General features: G+C 71.0%; 25 protein-coding genes. 16 read left to right on the top strand and 9 right to left on the bottom strand.

The window, feature by feature from the left end; all coding sequences use genetic code 11:
* Positions 1-48: 48 nt before the first annotated feature.
* From hprK to M6I34_RS14855, 9 genes are all read right to left on the bottom strand, one after another.
* Positions 49-978 carry an HPr(Ser) kinase/phosphatase gene (gene hprK / locus M6I34_RS14815; protein ID WP_272486450.1) on the bottom strand — a complete coding sequence of 310 codons (930 nt, stop codon included), beginning with the start codon at positions 976-978 and terminating at the stop codon, positions 49-51.
* 31 nt (positions 979-1,009) lie between these two features.
* Positions 1,010-1,480: a PTS IIA-like nitrogen regulatory protein PtsN gene (ptsN, locus tag M6I34_RS14820; RefSeq protein WP_272486451.1), complete on the bottom strand. Its 471-nt coding sequence runs from the start codon at positions 1,478-1,480 to the stop codon at positions 1,010-1,012.
* Positions 1,481-1,661: 181 nt separating this feature from the next.
* Positions 1,662-1,985 carry a ribosome hibernation-promoting factor, HPF/YfiA family gene (hpf, locus tag M6I34_RS14825; protein WP_272486452.1) on the bottom strand — a complete coding sequence of 108 codons (324 nt, stop codon included), beginning with the start codon at positions 1,983-1,985 and terminating at the stop codon, positions 1,662-1,664.
* Between the two features lie 89 nt (positions 1,986-2,074).
* Positions 2,075-3,589: an RNA polymerase factor sigma-54 gene (locus M6I34_RS14830; RefSeq protein ID WP_272486453.1), complete on the bottom strand. Its 1,515-nt coding sequence runs from the start codon at positions 3,587-3,589 to the stop codon at positions 2,075-2,077.
* A gap of 56 nt (positions 3,590-3,645) precedes the next feature.
* Complete coding sequence (gene lptB / locus M6I34_RS14835; protein ID WP_272486454.1) at positions 3,646-4,437, bottom strand: LPS export ABC transporter ATP-binding protein; 792 nt, start codon at positions 4,435-4,437, stop codon at positions 3,646-3,648.
* Complete coding sequence (gene lptA, locus M6I34_RS14840) at positions 4,437-5,135, bottom strand: lipopolysaccharide transport periplasmic protein LptA (RefSeq protein ID WP_272486455.1); 699 nt, start codon at positions 5,133-5,135, stop codon at positions 4,437-4,439. The genes lptB and lptA overlap by 1 nt, the downstream gene beginning before the upstream one ends.
* 11 nt (positions 5,136-5,146) lie before the next feature.
* Positions 5,147-5,743, bottom strand: coding sequence for an LPS export ABC transporter periplasmic protein LptC (gene lptC / locus M6I34_RS14845; RefSeq protein ID WP_272486456.1), 597 nt, complete (start codon positions 5,741-5,743; stop codon positions 5,147-5,149).
* Complete coding sequence (locus tag M6I34_RS14850; RefSeq protein ID WP_272486457.1) at positions 5,740-6,333, bottom strand: KdsC family phosphatase; 594 nt, start codon at positions 6,331-6,333, stop codon at positions 5,740-5,742. Before M6I34_RS14850 ends, lptC begins: the two co-directional genes overlap by 4 nt.
* Positions 6,334-6,349: 16 nt before the next feature.
* Positions 6,350-7,333, bottom strand: coding sequence for a KpsF/GutQ family sugar-phosphate isomerase (locus M6I34_RS14855; RefSeq protein ID WP_272486458.1), 984 nt, complete (start codon positions 7,331-7,333; stop codon positions 6,350-6,352).
* A gap of 183 nt (positions 7,334-7,516) precedes the next feature.
* Here M6I34_RS14855 and M6I34_RS14860 point away from each other — a divergent pair, with 183 nt between their 5' ends.
* The 16 genes from M6I34_RS14860 to hisF all read left to right on the top strand — a co-directional run bounded on the left by M6I34_RS14860 (position 7,517) and on the right by hisF (position 19,661).
* Positions 7,517-8,350, top strand: coding sequence for an ABC transporter ATP-binding protein (locus M6I34_RS14860; protein WP_418953524.1), 834 nt, complete (start codon positions 7,517-7,519; stop codon positions 8,348-8,350).
* On the top strand, positions 8,347-9,129 hold the full coding sequence (gene mlaE, locus M6I34_RS14865) for a lipid asymmetry maintenance ABC transporter permease subunit MlaE (RefSeq protein ID WP_272486460.1): 783 nt from the start codon (positions 8,347-8,349) through the stop codon (positions 9,127-9,129). The genes M6I34_RS14860 and mlaE overlap by 4 nt, the downstream gene beginning before the upstream one ends.
* A 34-nt stretch (positions 9,130-9,163) precedes the next feature.
* The gene (mlaD, locus tag M6I34_RS14870) at positions 9,164-9,631 is read left to right on the top strand and encodes an outer membrane lipid asymmetry maintenance protein MlaD (protein ID WP_272486461.1); all 468 of its coding nucleotides are present in this window, start codon (positions 9,164-9,166) and stop codon (positions 9,629-9,631) included.
* Positions 9,628-10,416, top strand: coding sequence for an MlaA family lipoprotein (locus M6I34_RS14875; protein ID WP_272486462.1), 789 nt, complete (start codon positions 9,628-9,630; stop codon positions 10,414-10,416). Before mlaD ends, M6I34_RS14875 begins: the two co-directional genes overlap by 4 nt.
* Before the next feature lie 23 nt (positions 10,417-10,439).
* On the top strand, positions 10,440-11,075 hold the full coding sequence (locus tag M6I34_RS14880) for an MlaC/ttg2D family ABC transporter substrate-binding protein (protein ID WP_272486463.1): 636 nt from the start codon (positions 10,440-10,442) through the stop codon (positions 11,073-11,075).
* Positions 11,075-11,404: an STAS domain-containing protein gene (locus M6I34_RS14885; protein ID WP_272486464.1), complete on the top strand. Its 330-nt coding sequence runs from the start codon at positions 11,075-11,077 to the stop codon at positions 11,402-11,404. Before M6I34_RS14880 ends, M6I34_RS14885 begins: the two co-directional genes overlap by 1 nt.
* On the top strand, positions 11,401-12,348 hold the full coding sequence (locus M6I34_RS14890) for an ABC transporter ATP-binding protein (RefSeq protein ID WP_272486465.1): 948 nt from the start codon (positions 11,401-11,403) through the stop codon (positions 12,346-12,348). The genes M6I34_RS14885 and M6I34_RS14890 overlap by 4 nt, the downstream gene beginning before the upstream one ends.
* A 13-nt stretch (positions 12,349-12,361) precedes the next feature.
* Positions 12,362-13,138 (top strand): ABC transporter permease, encoded by a 777-nt coding sequence (locus tag M6I34_RS14895; RefSeq protein ID WP_272486466.1) that lies wholly within the window; start codon positions 12,362-12,364, stop codon positions 13,136-13,138.
* Positions 13,139-13,159: 21 nt separating this feature from the next.
* A complete protein-coding gene (locus M6I34_RS14900; protein ID WP_272486467.1) occupies positions 13,160-13,399 on the top strand; it encodes a BolA family protein in 240 nt (79 codons plus the stop codon).
* Between the two features lie 2 nt (positions 13,400-13,401).
* A complete protein-coding gene (murA, locus tag M6I34_RS14905) occupies positions 13,402-14,652 on the top strand; it encodes a UDP-N-acetylglucosamine 1-carboxyvinyltransferase (protein WP_272486468.1) in 1,251 nt (416 codons plus the stop codon).
* A 58-nt stretch (positions 14,653-14,710) separates the two neighbouring features.
* Positions 14,711-15,385, top strand: a complete 675-nt coding sequence (gene hisG / locus M6I34_RS14910) for an ATP phosphoribosyltransferase (RefSeq protein ID WP_272486469.1) — start codon at positions 14,711-14,713, stop codon at positions 15,383-15,385.
* Entirely contained in the window at positions 15,382-16,725 is a 1,344-nt protein-coding gene (gene hisD / locus M6I34_RS14915) for a histidinol dehydrogenase (RefSeq protein ID WP_272486470.1), read from the top strand. Before hisG ends, hisD begins: the two co-directional genes overlap by 4 nt.
* Before the next feature lie 64 nt (positions 16,726-16,789).
* A complete protein-coding gene (hisB, locus tag M6I34_RS14920; protein WP_272486471.1) occupies positions 16,790-17,377 on the top strand; it encodes an imidazoleglycerol-phosphate dehydratase HisB in 588 nt (195 codons plus the stop codon).
* Between the two features lie 13 nt (positions 17,378-17,390).
* Positions 17,391-18,026 carry an imidazole glycerol phosphate synthase subunit HisH gene (hisH, locus tag M6I34_RS14925; protein WP_272486472.1) on the top strand — a complete coding sequence of 212 codons (636 nt, stop codon included), beginning with the start codon at positions 17,391-17,393 and terminating at the stop codon, positions 18,024-18,026.
* Positions 18,027-18,123: 97 nt separating this feature from the next.
* Positions 18,124-18,897, top strand: a complete 774-nt coding sequence (gene hisA / locus M6I34_RS14930; protein ID WP_272486473.1) for a 1-(5-phosphoribosyl)-5-[(5-phosphoribosylamino)methylideneamino]imidazole-4-carboxamide isomerase — start codon at positions 18,124-18,126, stop codon at positions 18,895-18,897.
* A gap of 2 nt (positions 18,898-18,899) precedes the next feature.
* Positions 18,900-19,661: an imidazole glycerol phosphate synthase subunit HisF gene (hisF, locus tag M6I34_RS14935; protein WP_272486474.1), complete on the top strand. Its 762-nt coding sequence runs from the start codon at positions 18,900-18,902 to the stop codon at positions 19,659-19,661.

Here is a 19,661-nt window from a genome sequence, read left to right on the forward strand (position 1 = left end):
GGCGAACCCGGCCGTGCTTCCGGGCGGGAATTCGTTCCGCGCGCCGGCTCAGCCCTGCGATTCGATCAGCGCGCGCTGCCGCGCGACGAACTCGCCGGTCGTGTCGAAGCCGCGCAGCTGGAGGATCGTGCTTCGCACGGCGGCTTCGGTCAGCACGGCGAGGTTGCGCCCGGCGGCCACCGGGATCACCACCTTGCGGATCGGCAGGCCGAGCACGTCCTGGGTGAGCGCCTCGAGCGGCATCCGCTGGTATTCGTCTTCCATGGTGCGGGTGCGGACCAGGTGGACGATCAGGTTCAGCTTCATCTTCCGGCGCACCGCGGTCTCGCCGAAGATCGTGCGGATGTCGAGCAGCCCCAGGCCGCGCACCTCGAGGAGGTTCTGCAACAGCGGAGGGCAGCGTCCCTCGACGACGTGCGGGGCGATCCGGCTGAACTCGACGACGTCGTCGGCGACCAGGCCGTGCCCCCGGCTGATCAGCTCCAGCGCAAGCTCGCTCTTGCCGAGCCCGGACTCGCCGGAGATCAGCACGCCCATCCCGAGCACGTCCATGCAGACGCCGTGCATCGAGGTGGTGGGCGCGACCGCCTTGGCCAGCGAGACCCGCAGCGTCTCGATCACGCGGGCCGCGGACATCGGTGTCGTCATCAGCGGCAGGCCCGCGGCCTGCGCGCGCTCGGCCAGGTCGGGCAGGGGGTCGAGGCCGTCCGCGACGATGATCGCAGGCGGGCGGCCCGCGACCAGCTCGTCGAGGACGGCCTTGCCTCGCGCGGCGTCCAGGCGCAGCGTGTAAGCGCGCTCGGCCGCGCCGACGACGTGGATCCGGTTCGGGTGGATCAGGTTCAGGTAACCGATCAGGTCGGCGGGCTCGCTCGAGCCGTCGGCCGCAGGCCGGTCCGCGCCCTCCTGGCCGGCGGCCCAGGCGAGGTGCAGCTCCTCGCGATGCTGCTCGAACAGGGCGCGGATCGTGACCGTCATGCGCGCCCCTTGCGCTGGCTCGCGCCCGGCCTCAGGCCGCCGGGCGGCAGGGCTCCCAGCCCGAAAGGATCCGGTGCACTTCGGCCGGGTCGTCGGCGGTCGCCAGCGAGCCGCGGATCGATTCGTCGGACAGCAGCTCCGCCAGCTCCGACAGCAGCTCGAGGTGTTCCTCGGTCGCGTGCTCGGGAACCAGCAGGAAGACCAGCAGCTGGACCGGCTTGCCGTCGGGCGCGTCGAACGGGAGCGGCTCGGCGACGCGAACCACGGCCGCCACCGCTTCCTTCAGGCCCTTGATCCGGCCGTGGGGGATCGCGACGCCCTCGCCGAGGCCGGTGGAGCCGAGGCGTTCGCGGGCGAAGAGCGAATCGAACACCTTGCTGCGCTCGATTCCCTGGTTGTTCTCGAACAGGAGTCCGACCTGCTCGAACAACCGCTTCTTGCTGGTGACCGACAGGCCGATGACGACGTTGGTCGGGGCCAGCAATCTGGAGAGACGATTCATGGCACTGGCGCCCCAGGGGCTCGCCTTGACGCTTTGCAGCATCCGAAATCACCTCAGGGGCAGGTTCCGAGAATGCTGGATTATAAAGGCCGGTCCACGGAAGGGAATGAGGAATTTCCGCATTGCAACATCGAAAAGGCTCTCATTTCCCCCGGGCCGGCCGCGGGTCCCAACAGGCTCGTCAGGCTTCGACGACGCGGTACTTCAGCGCATCATGCTCGAAGCCGATGCGCTTGTCCTTGTATTTGATCACCTGCCTGTCCAGCTTGTCGACAAGCAGGTCGATCGCCGCGTACAGGTCCTGGTCGGTCGCCTCGGCGTACAGATCCTTGCCCCGCACCCGCAGCGTGATCTCGGCTTTCTGGATCAGCTTGTCCACCGACAGGCAGACGTTGACGTCGATGACCTTGTCGAAGTGCCGGCGTATCCGGTCGAGCTTGTCGACGACGTACTGGCGCAGGGCTGGGCTGATGCTGACGTGGTGACCGCTGATCGCGAGGTTCATGCGTCCTCCTTGAGCGACGCCGGCAGGCCGGCGTCGGTTCGACGGGGTGGGTTCGACCCGGCGAGGACCCCGCCCCGGGAGGCTGCGCGCTACAGCGCGCGGCGCTGGGCCACGGCAGGGATCCTGAGGGCTTCCCGGTACTTCGCGACCGTGCGCCGCGCGACCACGAAGCCCTGCTCGCCGAGCAGATCGGCTATCCGGTTGTCCGAAAGTGGCCTGGTGGGGTCCTCCGCTGCGACGAGTTGCTTGATCAGCGCGCGAATCGCCGTGCTCGACGCAGCGCCTCCGGAGTCGGTCGCCACGTGGCTGCCGAAGAAGTACTTGAGCTCGAAAGTCCCCAGCGGGGTGAGCATGTACTTCTGCGTCGTGACCCTGGAGACGGTCGATTCGTGCAAGCCCAAGGTGTCAGCGATTTCCCGCAGGACCAGCGGGCGCATGGCGACTTCGCCGTGCGAAAAGAACGCTCGCTGGCGGTTGACGATCGCCTGCGACACGCGCAGGATCGTGTCGAACCGCTGCTGGACATTCTTCACCAGCCAGCGGGCCTCCTGCAAGCGACCCGACAATTCCGAATGGCTTCCCCTGTTGCGGCGGAGGATGTCGGCGTACATTTCGTTGATTCGGAGCTTGGGCATCACGTCCGGGTTCAGCGCGGCGGTCCACCCTCCGCGCGTGCGTCGAACGATGACGTCCGGCACCACGTAGGCGGGCGCTTCCGCGGTGTAGTTCGCGGCCGGCCGGGGATTCAGCTGCCGGATCAGCGCCTGCGCGTCGCGCAGGGTCGGCTCGTCGCAGCGCAGCGCCCGTTTCAGGCGCGGATAGTCGCGGGCCGCGAGCGCTTCCAGGTGGCTGGACACGATCTCGCGGGCCGCCTTCCGCACCGCCGGCGGGCAGTGGCCCCCTGCGCCAGCGTCGATCTGCAGCAGCAGGCACTCGCGCAGGTCGCGGGCGCCGACCCCGGTCGGCTCGAAGCTCTGCAGCAGGCGAAGCGCGGCCGAGAGCTCCTCGGGCTCGATCTCGAGCTCGGCCGGCAGCGAGGCGGCGATCTCCTCCAGGCTCGCGTCGAGCAGGCCGTCGTCGTTCAGCTCGCCGATCAGCAGGTTCACCAGCGCGCGGTCCCGCGCCGACACGCGGGTCGCGGCCAGCTGCGAGGCCAGGTGCTCGCTCAGGTTCGTCTCGACGGCGGCTAGCTGCGGCCAGTCGCGCTCGTCGTTGTCGTCGTCGTTGCGGGTGCGCGGGCCGGCGTCGCCGCCCCAGTCGGCCGACGAGTCGCCGGAGCCGTCGTCCCAGTTGTCGGAGGACGATCCCTCGGCGGCTTCGGAGCCGCCGGGCGTGTCCTGGCCCGCGGGGGGCTCGCCATCCGCCTGGCGCGGGTCGGCCGCGGGCGCGGGGCCCGCCGCGCTGTCGAGACCGCCGTTCGGCGCGATCGACACGCAGGACTGCAGCGGATCGTCGAGACGCTCGAGCAGTGGGTTCTCGGAGAGGATCTGCTCGAGCTCCTGGTTCAGCTCCAGCGTCGAGAGCTGCAGCAGGCGGATCGACTGCTGCAGCTGGGGGGTCAGCGCCAGGTGCTGGGAGAGTCTGAGCTGGAGAGAGGGTTTCATCTGCCCGGGGGAAGCGGCCGCCTGCCCGGGCGGAACACCGGGGCGGATGCCCCCGGTCACATCGAGAAGTGCTCGCCCAGGTAGTAACGTCGGACGTCCTCGTTCTGGACGACCTCGTCGGGCCGGCCATAAGCAAGAACGGTACCAGCCCTGATGATATACGCCCGGTCGCAGATGCCAAGCGTCTCGCGGACGTTGTGGTCCGTAATCAGCACCCCGATCCGGCGCTCCTTGAGAAATCTCACGATCCGCTGGATCTCGATGACCGCGATAGGGTCCACGCCGGCGAACGGCTCGTCGAGCAGGATGAAGCGCGGCGAGCCCGCCAGCGCCCGGGCGATCTCGACCCGCCGCCGCTCGCCGCCGGACAGCGACTGCGCCGGGTTGGAGCGGATGTGCAGGATCTGCAGCTCGGTGAGCAGCGACTCGAGTCGTTCGCCGATCTCGGCGCGCGACAGCGGCCGGCCGCCGGGGCCTTGCTGCAGCTCGAGGACCGCGATGATGTTCTCCTCGACGGTCATCTTGCGGAAGACGGAGGCTTCCTGCGGGAGGTAGGACAGGCCGAGGCGGGCGCGACGGTGGATCGGCAGGCGGCCGATCGGCCGGTCGTCGAGCTCGATGACGCCGCCGTCGGAGGGCACCAGCCCGACGATCATGTAGAAGGTCGTGGTCTTGCCGGCGCCGTTCGGGCCCAGCAGGCCGACCACCTCGCCGCTGCGCACGTCGATGGAGACGTCCTGGACGACCTTGCGCCCGTGGTAGGCCTTCATCAGGTTGCGCACGACCAGGTGGCTGGCCGGCTGCGCTGCCGCCCCCGCGGGCGATGCCGTCGTGGAAGCCTCGGGCATCAGCGCGCGCCCGGCGAGAGCCGCTCGGCAGGCTTCAGCGGGGCCGGCTCGGACTTCGCCGGGCCGTCCGCGGCTCGCGGCTGGATCACCATCCGGACGCGGCCGGACGGATTCTCGGGCGTGGCCTCCTTGCCGGCGCCCCCCTGCACCGAGAAGACCTCGGTGCCGCTCTCGTAAAGGATGTCGCTGCCGTGGATCTCGTCGAGCACGCGGCTGCCGTCGGTGCGCTGCATCGTGGCCTGTTGCTGCAGCCGGACGGTTTCGCGCCGGCCGTCGTAGTCGATCCGGCGGCCGCGGCCCTCGATCCACTCGTCGACGCCCTCGCGCTTCTGCCGGAAGGTCGCCGGATCGCCCCAGGCCGTGCCGTACTGCCAGCCGGCGTCGTCCTGGCGGATCGTGAGCCGGTCGGCGCGGATCAGGATGGTCCCCTTGGTCAGCACGACGCGGCCGGTGAAGGTGCCGACCTGCTTGAGGTCGTCGTACTGCATCTGGTCGGACTCGACGGTCAGCGGCTGGTCGCGGTCCGCCTTCTCGGCAAGCGCCGCGACCGGCCAGCCCGACAGTGCGATCGCCACGACGCAGGCCGCCTGCGCGACCAGCGCGCCGACCGGCCGGGCGAGGATGCCCGCAGACCGGGCGCGGCCGCCGAGCGACCGGGACGGCAAAGAGGGGAGAGGGCGGGAATAGATCGCGGGCATCGCGGGTCCGATCAGCGGGTTTTCGGCGCAGGCTGCCAGGTGCCGCGCACCCGCGAGTCGACCGTCAGCGAGCGCGCCGAATTATCGAATTCCATGCCGACGCCGGTCAAGGTCGAGCCGCCGCGCTCGATGACGACCGGCCGATCCGTGCGCGCGATCTCGGTGTCGCTGTAGATGACGACGTGATCGGTGCGCACGGTCATCGCGGGGTCGCCGCCGCCCGCCGCGCGGGTCATGACCACGTTGCCTCGCAGGTGCGTCTCGACGCCGTCGGCGCTCGAGGTGCCGGTGTCGCCGACCAGTCGCAGCAGCGGCTTGGCCGGGTCGAGGCTGACCACCTCGGGGTTGCGGTACTCGGTCGACCGGTCGTCCGGGTAGTGCACCATGCGCTCGGCCGACAGCCGGAAGGCCGGGTCGCCCTCGGCGTTGACCCGCGTGAACACGAGCCGCTCGACGAAGTAGTCGGGCTCGTGCCGGAGCTCGGCGGGCGCAGGGCCGGTCGCGAGCCGGCGGGACATCTCGGCCAGGTAGTAGCTGCCGCCGGCGAGCACGGCCAGCAGCAGCAGCGAGAGCAGCGCGGCGAAGCGGTCCCAGGCGCGCGCGTTCACGACGCGCCGCCCTCGGCCGCCGGCGTGGAGGGGCGCGGCGCGAGCCGCCTGGCCAGCGCGGCGTCGAATTCGCCCCGAGCCCGCAGGATGAATTCGGCGAGCTCGCGGATCGCGCCGCTGCCGGCCGGGGCGGTGGAAACCCAGTGCGCCCGCGCCCGGACCTCCGCGGCGGCGTCGGCCACCGAGGCCGCGAAGCCGGCCGACAGCATCGCCGGCAGGTCCGGCCAGTCGTCGCCGACGAAGCCCGCCTCGGCCAGGCCCAGGCCGCGGTCGGCGCACAGCGCGGCCAGCGCCGCGGCCTTGTCGCCTACGCCCTGCCGAACCTCGTCGAACTTCAGCTCGCGGGCCCGGTGCTCGACGATCGCCGACTGGCGCGCGGTGATCACCGCGAGCCGGATGCCGGCCTCGCGCAGCAGCGTGAGGCCGAAGCCGTCGCGCACCGAGAAGGACTTCATCGCCTCGCCCTGCGGGCCGATATTGATGCGCCCGTCGGTCAGCGTGCCGTCGACGTCGAGCGCGAGCAGCCGGATCGCGGCGGCCCGGCGGCTTGCGTCGCCTGCGTCGGGCCGGGCCCCGTCGGTCGAGGTCATTGTCCGGGCCCCGCGCTCAGACGACCCGGGCGGCCAGCAGGTCGTGGATGCCGATGGCGCCGACGAGCCTGTCGTCGTCGACGACCAGCAGCTGGCTGATCCGGTGCTCTTCCATCAGGCGCACCGCTTCGGCCGCCAGCGCCTGGCTGCCGATCGTGCGCGGCGAGCGCGTCATGACTTCGTCGACCGTCAGGCCCTGGACCTCGCGGCCCTGCTCGAGCAGCCGCCTCAGGTCGCCGTCGGTGAAGATGCCGGCCATCCGCCCGTCGGCGCCGACCACTGCGGTCATTCCCATGCGCTTGCGGGTGATCTCGAGGATCGCGTCGACCAGCCGCGAGCCGGTCGGCACCTGCGGCAGCGCGGCGCCGGTGCGCATCACGTCGGCCACGCGCGTGAGCAGCCGGCGGCCGAGCGAGCCGCCCGGGTGCGAGCGCGCGAAGTCCATCGGGCCGAAGCCGCGCGCGTCGAGCAGGGCCACGGCCAGCGCGTCGCCGAGCGCCAGCGCCGCGGTCGTGCTGGCGGTCGGCGCCAGGTTCAGCGGGCAGGCCTCGCGCTCGACGCCGGCGTCGAGGTGGACGTCGGCCAGCCTCGCCAGCGCGGAATCGGGGTTGCCGGTGATCGCGACCAGCTTCGCGCCCTGCCGCTTGACGATCGGCACGATCGTCAGCAATTCCTCGGTGGCGCCGGAATTCGACATCGCGATGAAGACGTCGTCGCGGGTGACCATGCCGAGGTCGCCGTGGCTGGCCTCGGCAGGGTGCACGAAGAAGGCCGGGGTGCCGGTCGAGGCCAGCGTGGCCGCGGTCTTGCGGGCCACGTGGCCGGACTTGCCCATGCCGCTGACGACGACCCGGCCGGGGCAGGCCAGGATCAATGCGCAGGCCCGGGCGAACGGCTCGCCGACGCGCTCGGCGAGCCGCGCAACGGCCTCGGCCTCGATCCGCAGCACCTCGCGGGCCTGCGCGACCAGCCGCTGCGGGCTCGCTACGATCTCGTTCATGGGGCCGAGTATATGACGAGCGGCCCGCGGCAAACCGGGCGCCGCGTGGCGAGCGAGCCGCGGGAAAGCGGGCGGCGCGCCGCCGGGAAGCGACGGGCGCGCCGTCCCGGGCCCCCGTGCGGAGCGGTCCGCAGGGACCGCTCGTCGGGGTTGTCGGCGGCACTCCCTGACCGACCGTTTAGAATGTCGGGTTCGACTCTTCCTGGATTCCCCGTCTTGGACCGCGATTTCCTCGTTCTCGACCGGATCCGCTTCGGTTACCGCGAACGCGAGATCATCAAGGACGTCTCGCTGCGCTTCCAGCGCGGCAAGGTCGTCGCGATGATCGGCGGATCGGGCTGCGGAAAGACCACGATCCTGCGGCTGATCGGCGGCCAGTTGCGCCCGCAGCAGGGCAGCGTTCTGTTCGACGGCCAGGACGTCCACAAGCTCGACCGCGACGGCCTGTTCGCGCTCCGGCGGCGCATGGGCATGCTCTACCAGTTCGGCGCGCTGTTCACCGACCTCAACGCGTTCGACAACGTCGCCTTCCCGCTGCGCGAGCACACCGACCTGCCCGAGAGCATGATCCACGACCTGGTGCTGATGAAGCTCGAGGCGGTCGGGCTGCGCGGCGCGGCGCAGTTCGGGATATCGCAGCTGTCGGGCGGCATGGCGCGCCGGGTCGCGCTGGCGCGCGCGATCGCGCTGGACCCGCCGCTGATCATGTACGACGAGCCCTTCGCCGGCCTCGACCCGGTCGCGCTGGCCACCGTCGCCAACCTGATCCGCAGGCTCGGCGAGTCGCTGAACTGCGCGTCCATCCTGGTGTCGCACGACATCAAGGACGTCTTCGCGATCGCCGACTACGTGTACCTGCTGGCCGCGGGCCGCGTGGCCGCCGAGGGCACGCCGGACGAGCTGCGGGTTTCCGACGACCCGAACGTGCGGCAGTTCCTCGAGGGCGACATCGACGGGCCGATCGCCTTCCACTACCAGGCGCCGCCGCTCGCCGAGGACCTGGGGCTGAAGCGATGACGCGATCGATCCTCTCCCCGCTGCGCATGCTGGTCGACTTCGTCGTCGCGGTCGGGCAGGGAACCCGTTTCTTCCTGCGGCTTTGCGGGCTCGGCCTGCTCTCGCTGCGCCGCGCGCGGCTGGTGGTCGACCAGGTCCACTTCATCGGCAACTACTCGCTGTCGATCATCCTGGTGTCCGGCCTGCTGATCGGTTTCGTGCTGGGCCTGCAGGGCTATTACACGCTGCGCCGCTACGGCTCGGAAGAGGCGCTGGGCCTGCTGGTCACGCTGTCGCTGGTGCGCGAGCTCGGCCCGGTCGTGACCGCGCTGCTCTTCGCGGGACGCGCGGGCACCTCGCTGACCGCCGAGGTCGGGCTGATGAAGGCCGGCGAGCAACTCGACGCGATGGAGATGATGGCCGTCGATCCGGTCGCCCGGGTGCTCGCCCCGCGTTTCCTGGCCGCGGTGTTCTGCATGCCGCTGCTCGCGGCGCTGTTCTCGGCGCTGGGCGTGCTCGGCGGCTACCTAGTCGGCGTCGAGATGATCGGCGTCGATGCCGGCGCCTTCTGGTCGCAGATGCAGGACGGCGTCGACTGGCTCGACGATGTCGGCAACGGCGTGGTCAAGAGCGTCGTGTTCGGGTTCACCGTGGCCTTCGTCGCGCTGTTCGTCGGTTACAAGGCGCAGGCCACCCCGGAAGGCGTCGCGAGGGCCACCACGACGACCGTGGTCGCGGCGTCGCTCGCCATTCTCGCGCTCGACTTCATCATGACCGCGCTGATGTTCAACACCAACTGAGGCGCGACACGGTTGCCGCTCTGGAGATGATGCTATGAAACGCTCGGGAGTCGACCTGCTGGTCGGCCTGTTCGTGCTGCTGGGTTTCGCGGCGCTGGTCTTCCTGGCCCTGCGCGCGGGCAACATGAGCAGCGCGGTGGGGCTGGGGCCGACCTACGAGGCCACCGCCCAGTTCGACAACATCGGCGGGCTCAAGCCGCGGGCCGCGGTGCGCAGCGCCGGCGTCGTCGTCGGGCGGGTCGCGTCGATCCGTTTCGACGACCAGTCCTACCGGGCGACCGTGGTGCTCGCGCTCGACAGCCGCTACCAGTTCCCGAAGGACAGCTCGGTGAAGATCCTCACCTCGGGCCTGCTGGGCGAGCAGTACATCGGGCTCGAGCCCGGCGGCGACACCGAGATGCTGGCGGCCGGCGACACGATCAAGCTGACCCAGTCCGCCGTGGTGCTCGAGAACCTGATCGGCCAGTTCCTGTACGGCAAGGCCGCGGAGGGCGGCAAGTGATCCTGCCCCGGCGCGGACCGGCCGCCGGCCTGCGCGCGCTCGCGCTGGCCGCGGCGCTGTCGGCGCTGGCCGGCTGCGCGTCGGCGCCGGCCGGGGGCGGAACGGGCGGCGAGGCTGGCGCGGCCGCGCGGCCGGCCGACCCGGTCGCCAGGATCGATCCGCTCGAGCCGCTGAACCGGTCGATTTATGCGTTCAACGACGCGGTCGATCGCGCGGTGCTCAAGCCGGCCGCCAAGGGCTACGAGGCCGCGGTGCCGCGCACCTTCCGCGACATGACCGGCAACTTCTTCGGCAACCTGGCCGACCTCTGGACGGCGGTCAACCAGCTGCTGCAGGGCAAGCCCGCCGAGGCCTTCTCCGATCTGTCGCGCGTGGCGATCAACACCACCTTCGGATTCGGCGGGCTGGCCGACGTCGCCAGCGAGATGGGGCTCGAGAAGCACGACGAGGACCTCGGCCAGACGCTCGGCGCCTGGGGCGTGCCGCCGGGCCCCTACCTGGTACTGCCCTTCCTCGGCCCGTCGAGCTTTCGCGACGCGCCGGCGCGGGCGGTCGACATGGTGGCCGACCCGCTCGACGAACTGGGATCGCGCGGCCAGGCCAACAATCTCTGGCTGACCCGCCTGATCGACGGCCGCGCCCGGCTTTTCCCGGCAGAGCGCGTGCTCGAGGGCGCGGCGCTCGACAAGTACAGCTTCACCCGCGACGCCTGGCTTCAGCGCAGGCGCAACCAGGTCTACGACGGCAACCCGCCCCTCGAAGAAGAGGAAGAGCTGCCGCAGTGAGGCACGACAAGGAGCAAAGAACCATGCTGTACCGCAAATTCCTCTCCCTGCTGGCCATCGTCGCGACCGCCTTCGCGGGGTTCGGCGCCGCCCCGGCGCTCGCGTCCGGCACGCCCGACGCGCTGATCCAGAAGCTGGGCACCGAGATGATCGAGCGCATCAAGGCCGACAAGGCGATCCAGGGCGGCGACTTCGACAAGCTGTCCGCGCTGGTCGACGAGCTGGTGATGCCGCACGTGAACTTCCAGCGCATGACGGCGCTCGCCGCCGGCCGCTGGTGGCGGCAGGCCACGCCCGAGCAGCAGCAGCAGCTGATGACCGAGTTCCGCACGATGCTGCTGCGCACCTACTCGGGCGCGCTGGCCGCGGTCGAGGACCAGTCGATCCGGATGAAGCCGATGCGGGCGGCGGCCGACGCGAGCGACGTGATCGTGCGCAGCGAGATCGTCCAGCCGCGCGGCGAGCCGATCCAGCTCGACTACCGGATGCACAAGGTCGACGCCGCCTGGAAGATCTACGACGTCAACGTGCTTGGCGTCTGGCTGGTCGAGACCTACCGCACGCAGTTCGGCCAGGAGGCCTCGCGCTCGGGCGTCGACGGCCTGATCAAGAGCCTCGCCGACAAGAACCGCGAGTTCGCGCCGGGCAAGAAGTCCTGATGCCGGCCTACCGCTTCCCCGTCGAAGTCGACCACCGGGTCGCCAACGAGGTGCTGGCCGCCGCGCAGGGGCAGGCGGGGCCCGAGCGCGTCTACGACCTGTCGGGCTGCGAGCGCTTCGACTCTTCGCTGGTCGCGGTGCTGCTCGAGCTCGCGCGCCAGGCGCAGCGCTCGGGCGATTCGTTCCGCTTCGACGGCGCCAGCGAGAAGATGCTCAGGCTCGCCGGTCTGTACGGCGTCGGGACCATCCTCTTCGGTGACCGGGCGCTCAGGAACGTTCGCCCCGTCGTGCCGCACCCGCCTCCCTCGACCCCGGGGGCCGCGGCATGAGCGCCGCCATCGAGATCTCCTCGGTCGTCAAGCGCTACGGCAGCTTCGAGGCGCTGCGCGGTGTCTCGCTGTCGATCGGCCAGGGCGAGTTCTTCGGCCTGCTAGGCCCGAACGGCGCCGGCAAGACGACCCTGATCTCGATCGTGGCGGGCCTGAGCCGCCCCGATTCGGGCGAGGTGCGGATCATGGGCCACGACGTGTCGGGCGACTTCCGCGCCGCCAGGCGCGCGCTCGGCGTGGTGCCGCAGGAGCTCGTCTTCGATCCGTTCTTCACCGTCCGCGAGACGCTGCGCATCACGTCGGGCTACTACGGCATCCGCCGCAACGACGACTGGATCGACGAGATCCTCGCCCACCTCGACCTGAGCGCGAAGGCCGACTCCAACATGCGGGCGCTGTCGGGCGGCATGAAGCGCCGGGTGCTGGTCGCGCAGGCGCTGGTGCACCGGCCGCCGGTCATCGTGCTCGACGAGCCGACCGCCGGCGTCGACGTCGAGCTGCGCCAGACGCTGTGGCAGTTCATCAGGCGCCTGAACCGCGAGGGCCACACGATCGTGCTGACCACGCACTACCTCGAGGAGGCGCAGGAGCTCTGCGGGCGGATCGCGATGCTCAAGCAGGGGCAGGTGGTCGCGCTCGACGAGACCAGCGCGCTGCTGCGCCGCTTCGCCGGCGGCCGGCTCCGGCTCGCGCTGTCGGGCGCGCCGCTGCCGGTTGCGCTCGAGCCGCTGCGCCTCGACGAGTCCGCCGAGGGCGCGGCGCCTGCCGCCGCGCAGGCCGCGCCGGGCGCGGCGCAGCGCGCGGCGCTGCGGGTCGACGACTACGCCGCGATCGAGGGCATCCTCGCCGCGCTGCGCGAGGGCGGCTGCCGGATCGACGAGATGGAGCTGCAGCACGCCGACCTGGAAGACGTCTTCGTCCAGATCATGAAAGACAACCGCTGAAGGCCCGCGCCCGATGTCCACGGAACGCTTCTCCCTGGCCGGCTTCGCGACGCTGTTCCGCAAGGAGCTGCTTCGCTTCGTCAAGGTCAGCTTCCAGACGATCGCCTCGCCGGTCCTCACCTCGATGCTGTACCTGCTGATCTTCGGCCACGTGCTCGAGGACCGGGTGCAGGTATTCGACGGCGTCGGCTACACCTCGTTCCTGATCCCCGGCCTGGTGATGATGTCGGTGCTGCAGAACTCCTTCGCCAACACCTCGTCGTCGCTGATCCAGAGCAAGATCACCGGCAACATCGTGTTCGTGCTGCTGCCTCCGCTGTCGCACCTGGAGATCTTCTCGGCCTACGTGCTGGCCGCGATGGTGCGCGGCATGGTCGTCGGGCTCGGCGTGTTCGTCATCACCGCATGGTTCGCCGACCTGAGCTTCGCCGCGCCCGGCTGGATCCTGCTGTTCGCGCTGCTGGGCAGCGCGATCCTCGGTACAATGGGCCTGGTGGGCGGCATATGGGCCGACAAGTTCGACCAGATCGCCGCCTTCCAGAACTTCATCGTGATGCCGCTCACCTTCCTGGCCGGCGTCTTCTACTCGGTGAAGTCGCTGCCCGGGTTCTGGCAGACGGTCTCGCACCTGAACCCCTTCTTCTACATGGTCGACGGCTTTCGCTACGGTTTCTTCGGCGTGTCCGACGTGCCGCCCGGCGTCAGCTTCGCGATCGTGGCCGTCACGTTCGCAGCGGTGGCGGCGCTGGCGCTGCACCTGCTGCGCTCGGGCTACAAGCTGCGGCACTGAACGCTGATCACGGAACCGGACATGCCGACTCCCGAAGACATCCGCGGCTGGATCGCCGCCGGACTCGACTGCGAACGACTCGAAGTCAGCGGCGACGGCCGCCACTTCGAGGCGCTCATCGTCTCGCCCCTCTTCGAGGGCAAGCGGCCGGTGCAGCGCCACCAGCTCGTCTATCGCGCGCTGGGCGACCGGATGCGCGAGGAGGTCCACGCGCTGTCGATGAAGACGCTGACCCCCGAAGAGTACGCGCGGGGCGGCTGAAGATGGACCGCCTGCGAATCACCGGCGGCCTGCCGCTGCGCGGCGAGGTGCCGGTGTCCGGCGCCAAGAACGCCGCGCTGCCGATCCTGTGCTCGGCGCTGCTGGTCGCCGACACGCTCGAGCTCGGCAACGTGCCGCGCCTGCACGACGTGGCCACCACGCTGAAGCTGCTGGGCCTGATGGGCGCCCGCTGCGAGCGCGACGGCGACCGGGTGGCGATCGACGCGTCTGCGGTGGCCACGCCCGAGGCGCCCTACGAGCTGGTGCGCACGATGCGCGCGTCGATCCTGGTGCTGGGCCCGCTGCTGGCCCGGTTCGGCGAGGCCAGGGTGGCGCTGCCCGGCGGCTGCGCGATCGGCCAGCGGCCGGTGGACCAGCACATCAAGGGCCTGCAGGCGATGGGCGCGCAGATCGCGATCGAGCACGGCGACGTCGTCGCGCGGGCCCCGCGGCTGAAGGGCGCGCGGATCGTCACCGACATGGTCACGGTCACCGGCACCGAGAACCTGATGATGGCCGCCACGCTGGCCGACGGCGAGACGGTCATCGAGAACGCGGCGCGCGAGCCCGAGGTCGTCGACCTTGCCAATGCGCTGGTCGCGATGGGCGCGCGGATCGACGGGGCCGGCACCGACCGGATCGCGATCCGCGGCGTCGAGAAGCTGCACGGCGGCTCGCACCGCGTCATGGCCGACCGGATCGAGGCCGGGACCTTCCTGTGCGCGGCGGCCGCGACCGGTGGCGAGATCGTGCTGACCGGCGCCGAGCCAGACACGATGGACGCGACGCTCGAGAAGCTTCGCGAAGCCGGCGCGCGGGTCGAGTGCGGGCCCGGCACGATCCGGCTGCGAATGGACCGCCGCCCGCGCGCGGTCAACCTGCGCACCGCGCCGTATCCGGGCTTCGCCACCGACATGCAGGCGCAGTTCATGGCGGTGAACTGCATCGCCGAGGGAACCGGGGTCGTCACCGAGACGATCTTCGAGAACCGCTTCATGCACGTGCTGGAGCTGCAGCGCCTGGGCGCCGACATCACGATCGAGGGCAACACCGCGGTCGTTCGCGGCGTTCGCGGCCTGTCGGGCGCCTCGGTCATGGCGACCGACCTGCGCGCGTCGGCCGGCCTGGTGATCGCCGGGCTGGTGGCCGACGGCGAGACGATCGTCGACCGGATCTACCACCTCGATCGCGGCTACGAGCGGATGGAAGACAAGCTCGTGGCGCTCGGCGCGCGCATCGAGCGACTGAAATGAACCCCGCTGCCGGACTCGCCGCGACCCGCGCGGGCCGGGGGCGCAACGGAGAGCTGTCGTGATCACGCTGGCCTTGTCCAAGGGACGCATCTTCGACGAGACGCTGCCGCTGCTGGCCGCGGCCGGCATCGCGGTCGACCCGGCGATCATCGAGTCGCGCAAGCTGATCCTGCCCACCGGCGACCCTGGGCTGCGCCTGATCATCGTCCGCGCGACCGACGTGCCGACCTACGTCCAGTACGGCGCGGCCGACATCGGCGTGGCCGGCCGCGACGTGCTGCTCGAGCACGGCGGCGAGGGGCTCTACCAGCCGGTCGACCTGGGCATCGCCCGCTGCCGGCTCAGCGTGGCCGCGCCGGTGGGCTTCGACTACGCGGCGGCCGTGCGGCGCGGCTCGCGGCTGCGCGTGGCGACCAAGTACGTCGACTGCGCCCGCCAGCACTTCGCGGCCAAGGGCGTGCACGTAGACCTGATCAAGCTCTACGGCTCGATGGAGCTCGCGCCGCTGGTGGGCCTGGCCGACGCGATCGTCGACCTGGTCAGCACCGGCAGCACGCTGCGCGCCAACAACCTGATCGAGGTCGAGAAGATCATGAACATCTCGTCGCGCCTGATCGTGAACCAGGCCTCGATGAAGACCCGCTCCGAGCGGCTCGAGCCGCTGATCGCGGCGATGGCCGCGGCGGTGGCGGGCGAGGGCGTGGTCGCCCCCGCCGCGGGAGCCGCGAAATGAGCGAGGCCGCGATCAAGGCCGCCGCGATCCGCCGGCTCGACAGCGCCGACGAAGGCTTCCTCGAGGCGCTCGACGCGCTGCTCGCCTGGGAGGCGTCGCAGGACGCCGCGATCGAGCGGGCGGTCGCCGACATCCTGGCCGACGTGCGCCGGCGCGGAGACGAGGCGGTGCTCGAGTACACGCGCCGCTTCGACCGGGTCGGAGCCGCGTCGATGGCCGAGCTCGAGATCGGGCAGGCCGAGCTGCAGGCCGCGCTCGACGGGCTCGAGCCGGGCATCCGCGGGGCGCTCGAGGCCGCGGCCGGGCGGGTTCGCGCCTACCACGAGCGCCAGCTGGCGGAGTCCTGGTCGTACACCGAGGCCGACGGCACCCGGCTCGGCCAGGCGGTGCGCCCGCTCGACCGGGCGGGCCTGTACGTGCCGGGCGGCAAGGCCGCCTACCCGTCGTCGGTGCTGATGAACGCGATCCCGGCCAAGGTCGCCGGCGTGGGCGAACTGATCATGGTCGTGCCCACGCCCGACGGCGTGCGCAATCCGCTGGTGCTGGCCGCCGCCCGCATCGCCGGCGTCGACCGGGTCTTCGCGATCGGCGGCGCCCAGGCGGTCGGCGCGCTCGCGTACGGTACCGCCACGATCCCTCGGGTCGACAAGATCGTCGGCCCGGGCAACGCCTACGTGGCCGAGGCCAAGCGGCGGGTCTTCGGCACGGTGGGCATCGACATGATCGCCGGCCCGTCCGAGATCCTCGTGATCTGCGACGGCAAGACCGATCCCGACTGGATCGCGATGGACCTTTTCTCGCAGGCCGAGCACGACGAGATGGCGCAGGCGATCCTGCTCACTCCCGACGCCGGCTTCGTCGAGAAGGTCGCGCAGTCGATCGATCGGCTGCTTCCGGCCATGCCTCGCGCGGCGGTGATCGCGAGGTCGCTGGCCGATCGCGGCGCGCTGGTCCGGGTCCGGGACCTCGACGAGGCCTGCGAGATCGCCAACCGGATCGCGCCCGAGCACCTCGAGATCTCCACCGATAACCCGCAGCGCTGGGCCGACCGGATCCGCCACGCCGGCGCGATCTTCATGGGGCGCTACGCGTCCGAGTCGCTCGGCGATTACTGCGCCGGTCCGAACCACGTGCTGCCCACGATGCGCACCGCGCGCTTCTCGTCGCCGCTCGGGGTCTACGACTTCCAGAAGCGCTCGAGCCTGATCGAAGTGTCCGCCGAAGGAGCGCAGGCGCTGGGCCGGATCGCATCGGCCCTCGCGCACGGCGAGGGGCTGCAGGCGCACGCGCGCAGCGCCGAGCTGAGGCTGCAATCCGGGGGCGGGGCGCCCGACCGGTAGAATCACGGTTTCGTCTTCGAGTTTCCGGTCCGCGCCAGGCGGGCCGGCCCAGGGGCATCCGCAGATGCGCAGCGCCGAAATTTCCCGCAATACCGCCGAGACCCGGATCCGGGTCTCGGTCGGCCTAGACGGCACCGGCCGCCAGAAGCTGGCGACCGGCGTGCCCTTCCTCGACCACATGCTCGACCAGATCGCCCGCCACGGCCTGATCGACCTCGAGATCGAGGCCCAGGGCGACCTGCACATCGACGCCCACCACACGGTCGAGGACGTCGGCATCACGCTCGGGCAGGCCTTCGCCAAGGCGATCGGCGACAAGAAGGGCATCCGCCGCTACGGCCATGCCTACGTGCCGCTCGACGAGGCGCTGTCGCGGGTCGTCGTCGACCTGTCGGGCCGTCCGGGCCTGCACTGGAACGTTCCGTTTACCCGCGCGATGATCGGCCAGTTCGACGTGGACCTCGCCCGCGAGTTCTTCCAGGGCTTCGTCAATCACGCGCTGGTCACGCTGCACGTCGACAACCTGAAGGGCGACAACGCGCATCACCAGTGCGAGACCGTGTTCAAGGCCTTCGCCCGGGCGCTGCGGATGGCCGTCGAGTTCGACGAGCGAGCCGCGGGCCGCCTGCCGTCGACCAAGGAAATGCTCTGAGCCGGGCCTTCGCATGACTGTCATCGCGGTCGTCGATTTCGGCATGGGCAACCTGCGCTCGGTCGCCAAGGCGCTCGAGCACGTGGCGCCCAGGGCCCGGGTGATCGTCGCGGGCACCGCGGCCGAGATCGACTCGGCCGACCGGGTCGTGTTTCCCGGGCAGGGCGCGATGCCCGACTGCATGCGCCAGCTCGACGAAGCCGGCCTGCGCGACGCGATCCTGCGCGCGGCGGCCGGCAAGCCGCTGTTCGGCGTGTGCGTCGGCGAGCAGATGCTGTTCGATCGCAGCGAGGAGGGCGACACCCCGGGCCTCGGGATCATGCCGGGCAGGGTGATCCGGTTCCCGCACGACATGGTCGCTGCCGACGGCGCGCGGCTGAAGGTGCCGCACATCGGCTGGAACCGGGTCCGGCAGGTGCGGCCCCACCCGATCTGGGCCGGCGTGCCCGACGGCGGTTACTTCTACTTCGTGCACAGCTACCACGTCGTGCCCGCCGACCCCGCGCTGGTGGCCGGCGAGAGCGACTACGGGGTCGGCTTTACCTGTGCGGTGGCGCGGGATAACATTTTCGCCACGCAGTTCCATCCCGAGAAAAGCGCGGCCAACGGCCTGAAGCTTTACGAGAATTTCGTCCACTGGAATCCCTGAGGCGCGCGCGGCGCGGGGCCGTGAGGCTCCGCCGCCGGGGCGCCCTTCGCGGCGCTAGGCGCCCGCCCCTCCTCCCGAACCCGCACTCGATAGCCCGATGCTGCTCATTCCCGCCATCGACCTGAAGGACGGCCGCTGCGTGCGGCTCAAGCAAGGTGACATGGACGACGTCACCGTGTTCTCCGACGACCCGGCCGCGATGGCCGCCAGGTGGCTCGAACAGGGCGCCCGCCGCCTGCACCTGGTCGACCTGAACGGCGCCGTGGCCGGCAAGCCGAAGAACGAGCCGGCGATCCGGGCGATCGTCGACGCGGTCGGCGACGAGATCCCGGTGCAGCTCGGCGGCGGCATCCGCGACCTCGACACGATCGAGCGCTACCTCGACAGCGGCATCTCCTACGTGATCATCGGCACCGCCGCGGTCAAGAACCCGGGCCTGCTGCACGACGCCTGCACCGCCTTCCCCGGGCACATCATCGTCGGGCTCGACGCCAAGGACGGCAAGGTCGCCACCGACGGCTGGAGCAAGCTGACCGGCCACGACGTCGTCGACCTGGCGAGGAAGTTCGAGGATTACGGCGTCGAGGCGGTCATCTACACCGACATCGGCCGCGACGGCATGCTGAGCGGCGTGAACATCGAGGCCACGGTCCGGCTGGCGCAGGCCCTGCGGATCCCGGTCTTCGCGTCCGGCGGCGTGGCCAGCCTGGCCGACGTCGACGCGCTGTGCGCGGTCGAGCGCGAGGGCGTCGAGGGCGCGATCCTCGGCCGGGCGCTCTACGAGGGCCGGCTCGATTTCCGCGCGGCCCAGGCGCGCGCCGACGAGCTGAGCGGCGGGCCGGCCGGGGCCGAAGGCGAGGCCGGCGCCTGACGATGCTCACCAAGCGCATCATCCCCTGCCTCGACGTGACCGCTGGCCGCGTGGTCAAGGGCGTCAACTTCGTCGAGCTGCGCGATGCCGGCGACCCGGTCGAGATCGCCCGGCGCTACGACGAGCAAGGCGCCGACGAGCTGACCTTCCTCGACATCACCGCGTCGAGCGACGACCGCGACCTGATCCTGCACGTGATCGAGGCGGTCGCCGAGCAGGTCTTCATCCCGCTGACCGTCGGCGGCGGCGTGCGCGAGGTTTCCGACGTGCGGCGCCTGCTGAACGCGGGCGCCGACAAGATCTCGATCAACACCGCCGCGATCCTGCGCCCCGAGCTCGTCGCCGAGGCCAGCGCGCGCTACGGCGCCCAGTGCATCGTGGTGGCGATCGACGCCAAGGCCGCCGGCGCGGGCCGCTGGGAGGTCTTCACCCACGGCGGGCGCAAGCCGACCGGGCTCGACGCGGTCGAGTGGGCGCGCCGCGTCGAGGCGCTGGGCGCGGGCGAGATCCTGCTGACCAGCATGGACCGCGACGGAACGAAACAGGGTTTCGACCTGGCGCTCACGCGGGCGGTGGCCGACGCGGTCGGCATCCCGGTCATCGCGTCGGGCGGGGTCGGCAACCTGCAGCACCTCGCCGACGGGGTCACGGTCGGCCGCGCCGACGCGGTGCTCGCCGCGAGCATCTTCCACTTCGGCGAGTACACGGTCGCGCAGGCCAAGCGCTACATGGCCGAGCGCGGCATCCCGATGCGGATCGAGTGA

Origin of the sequence: Zeimonas sediminis (assembly GCF_023721795.1) — a bacterium.
Lineage (GTDB): Bacteria > Pseudomonadota > Gammaproteobacteria > Burkholderiales > Burkholderiaceae_E > Zeimonas > Zeimonas sediminis.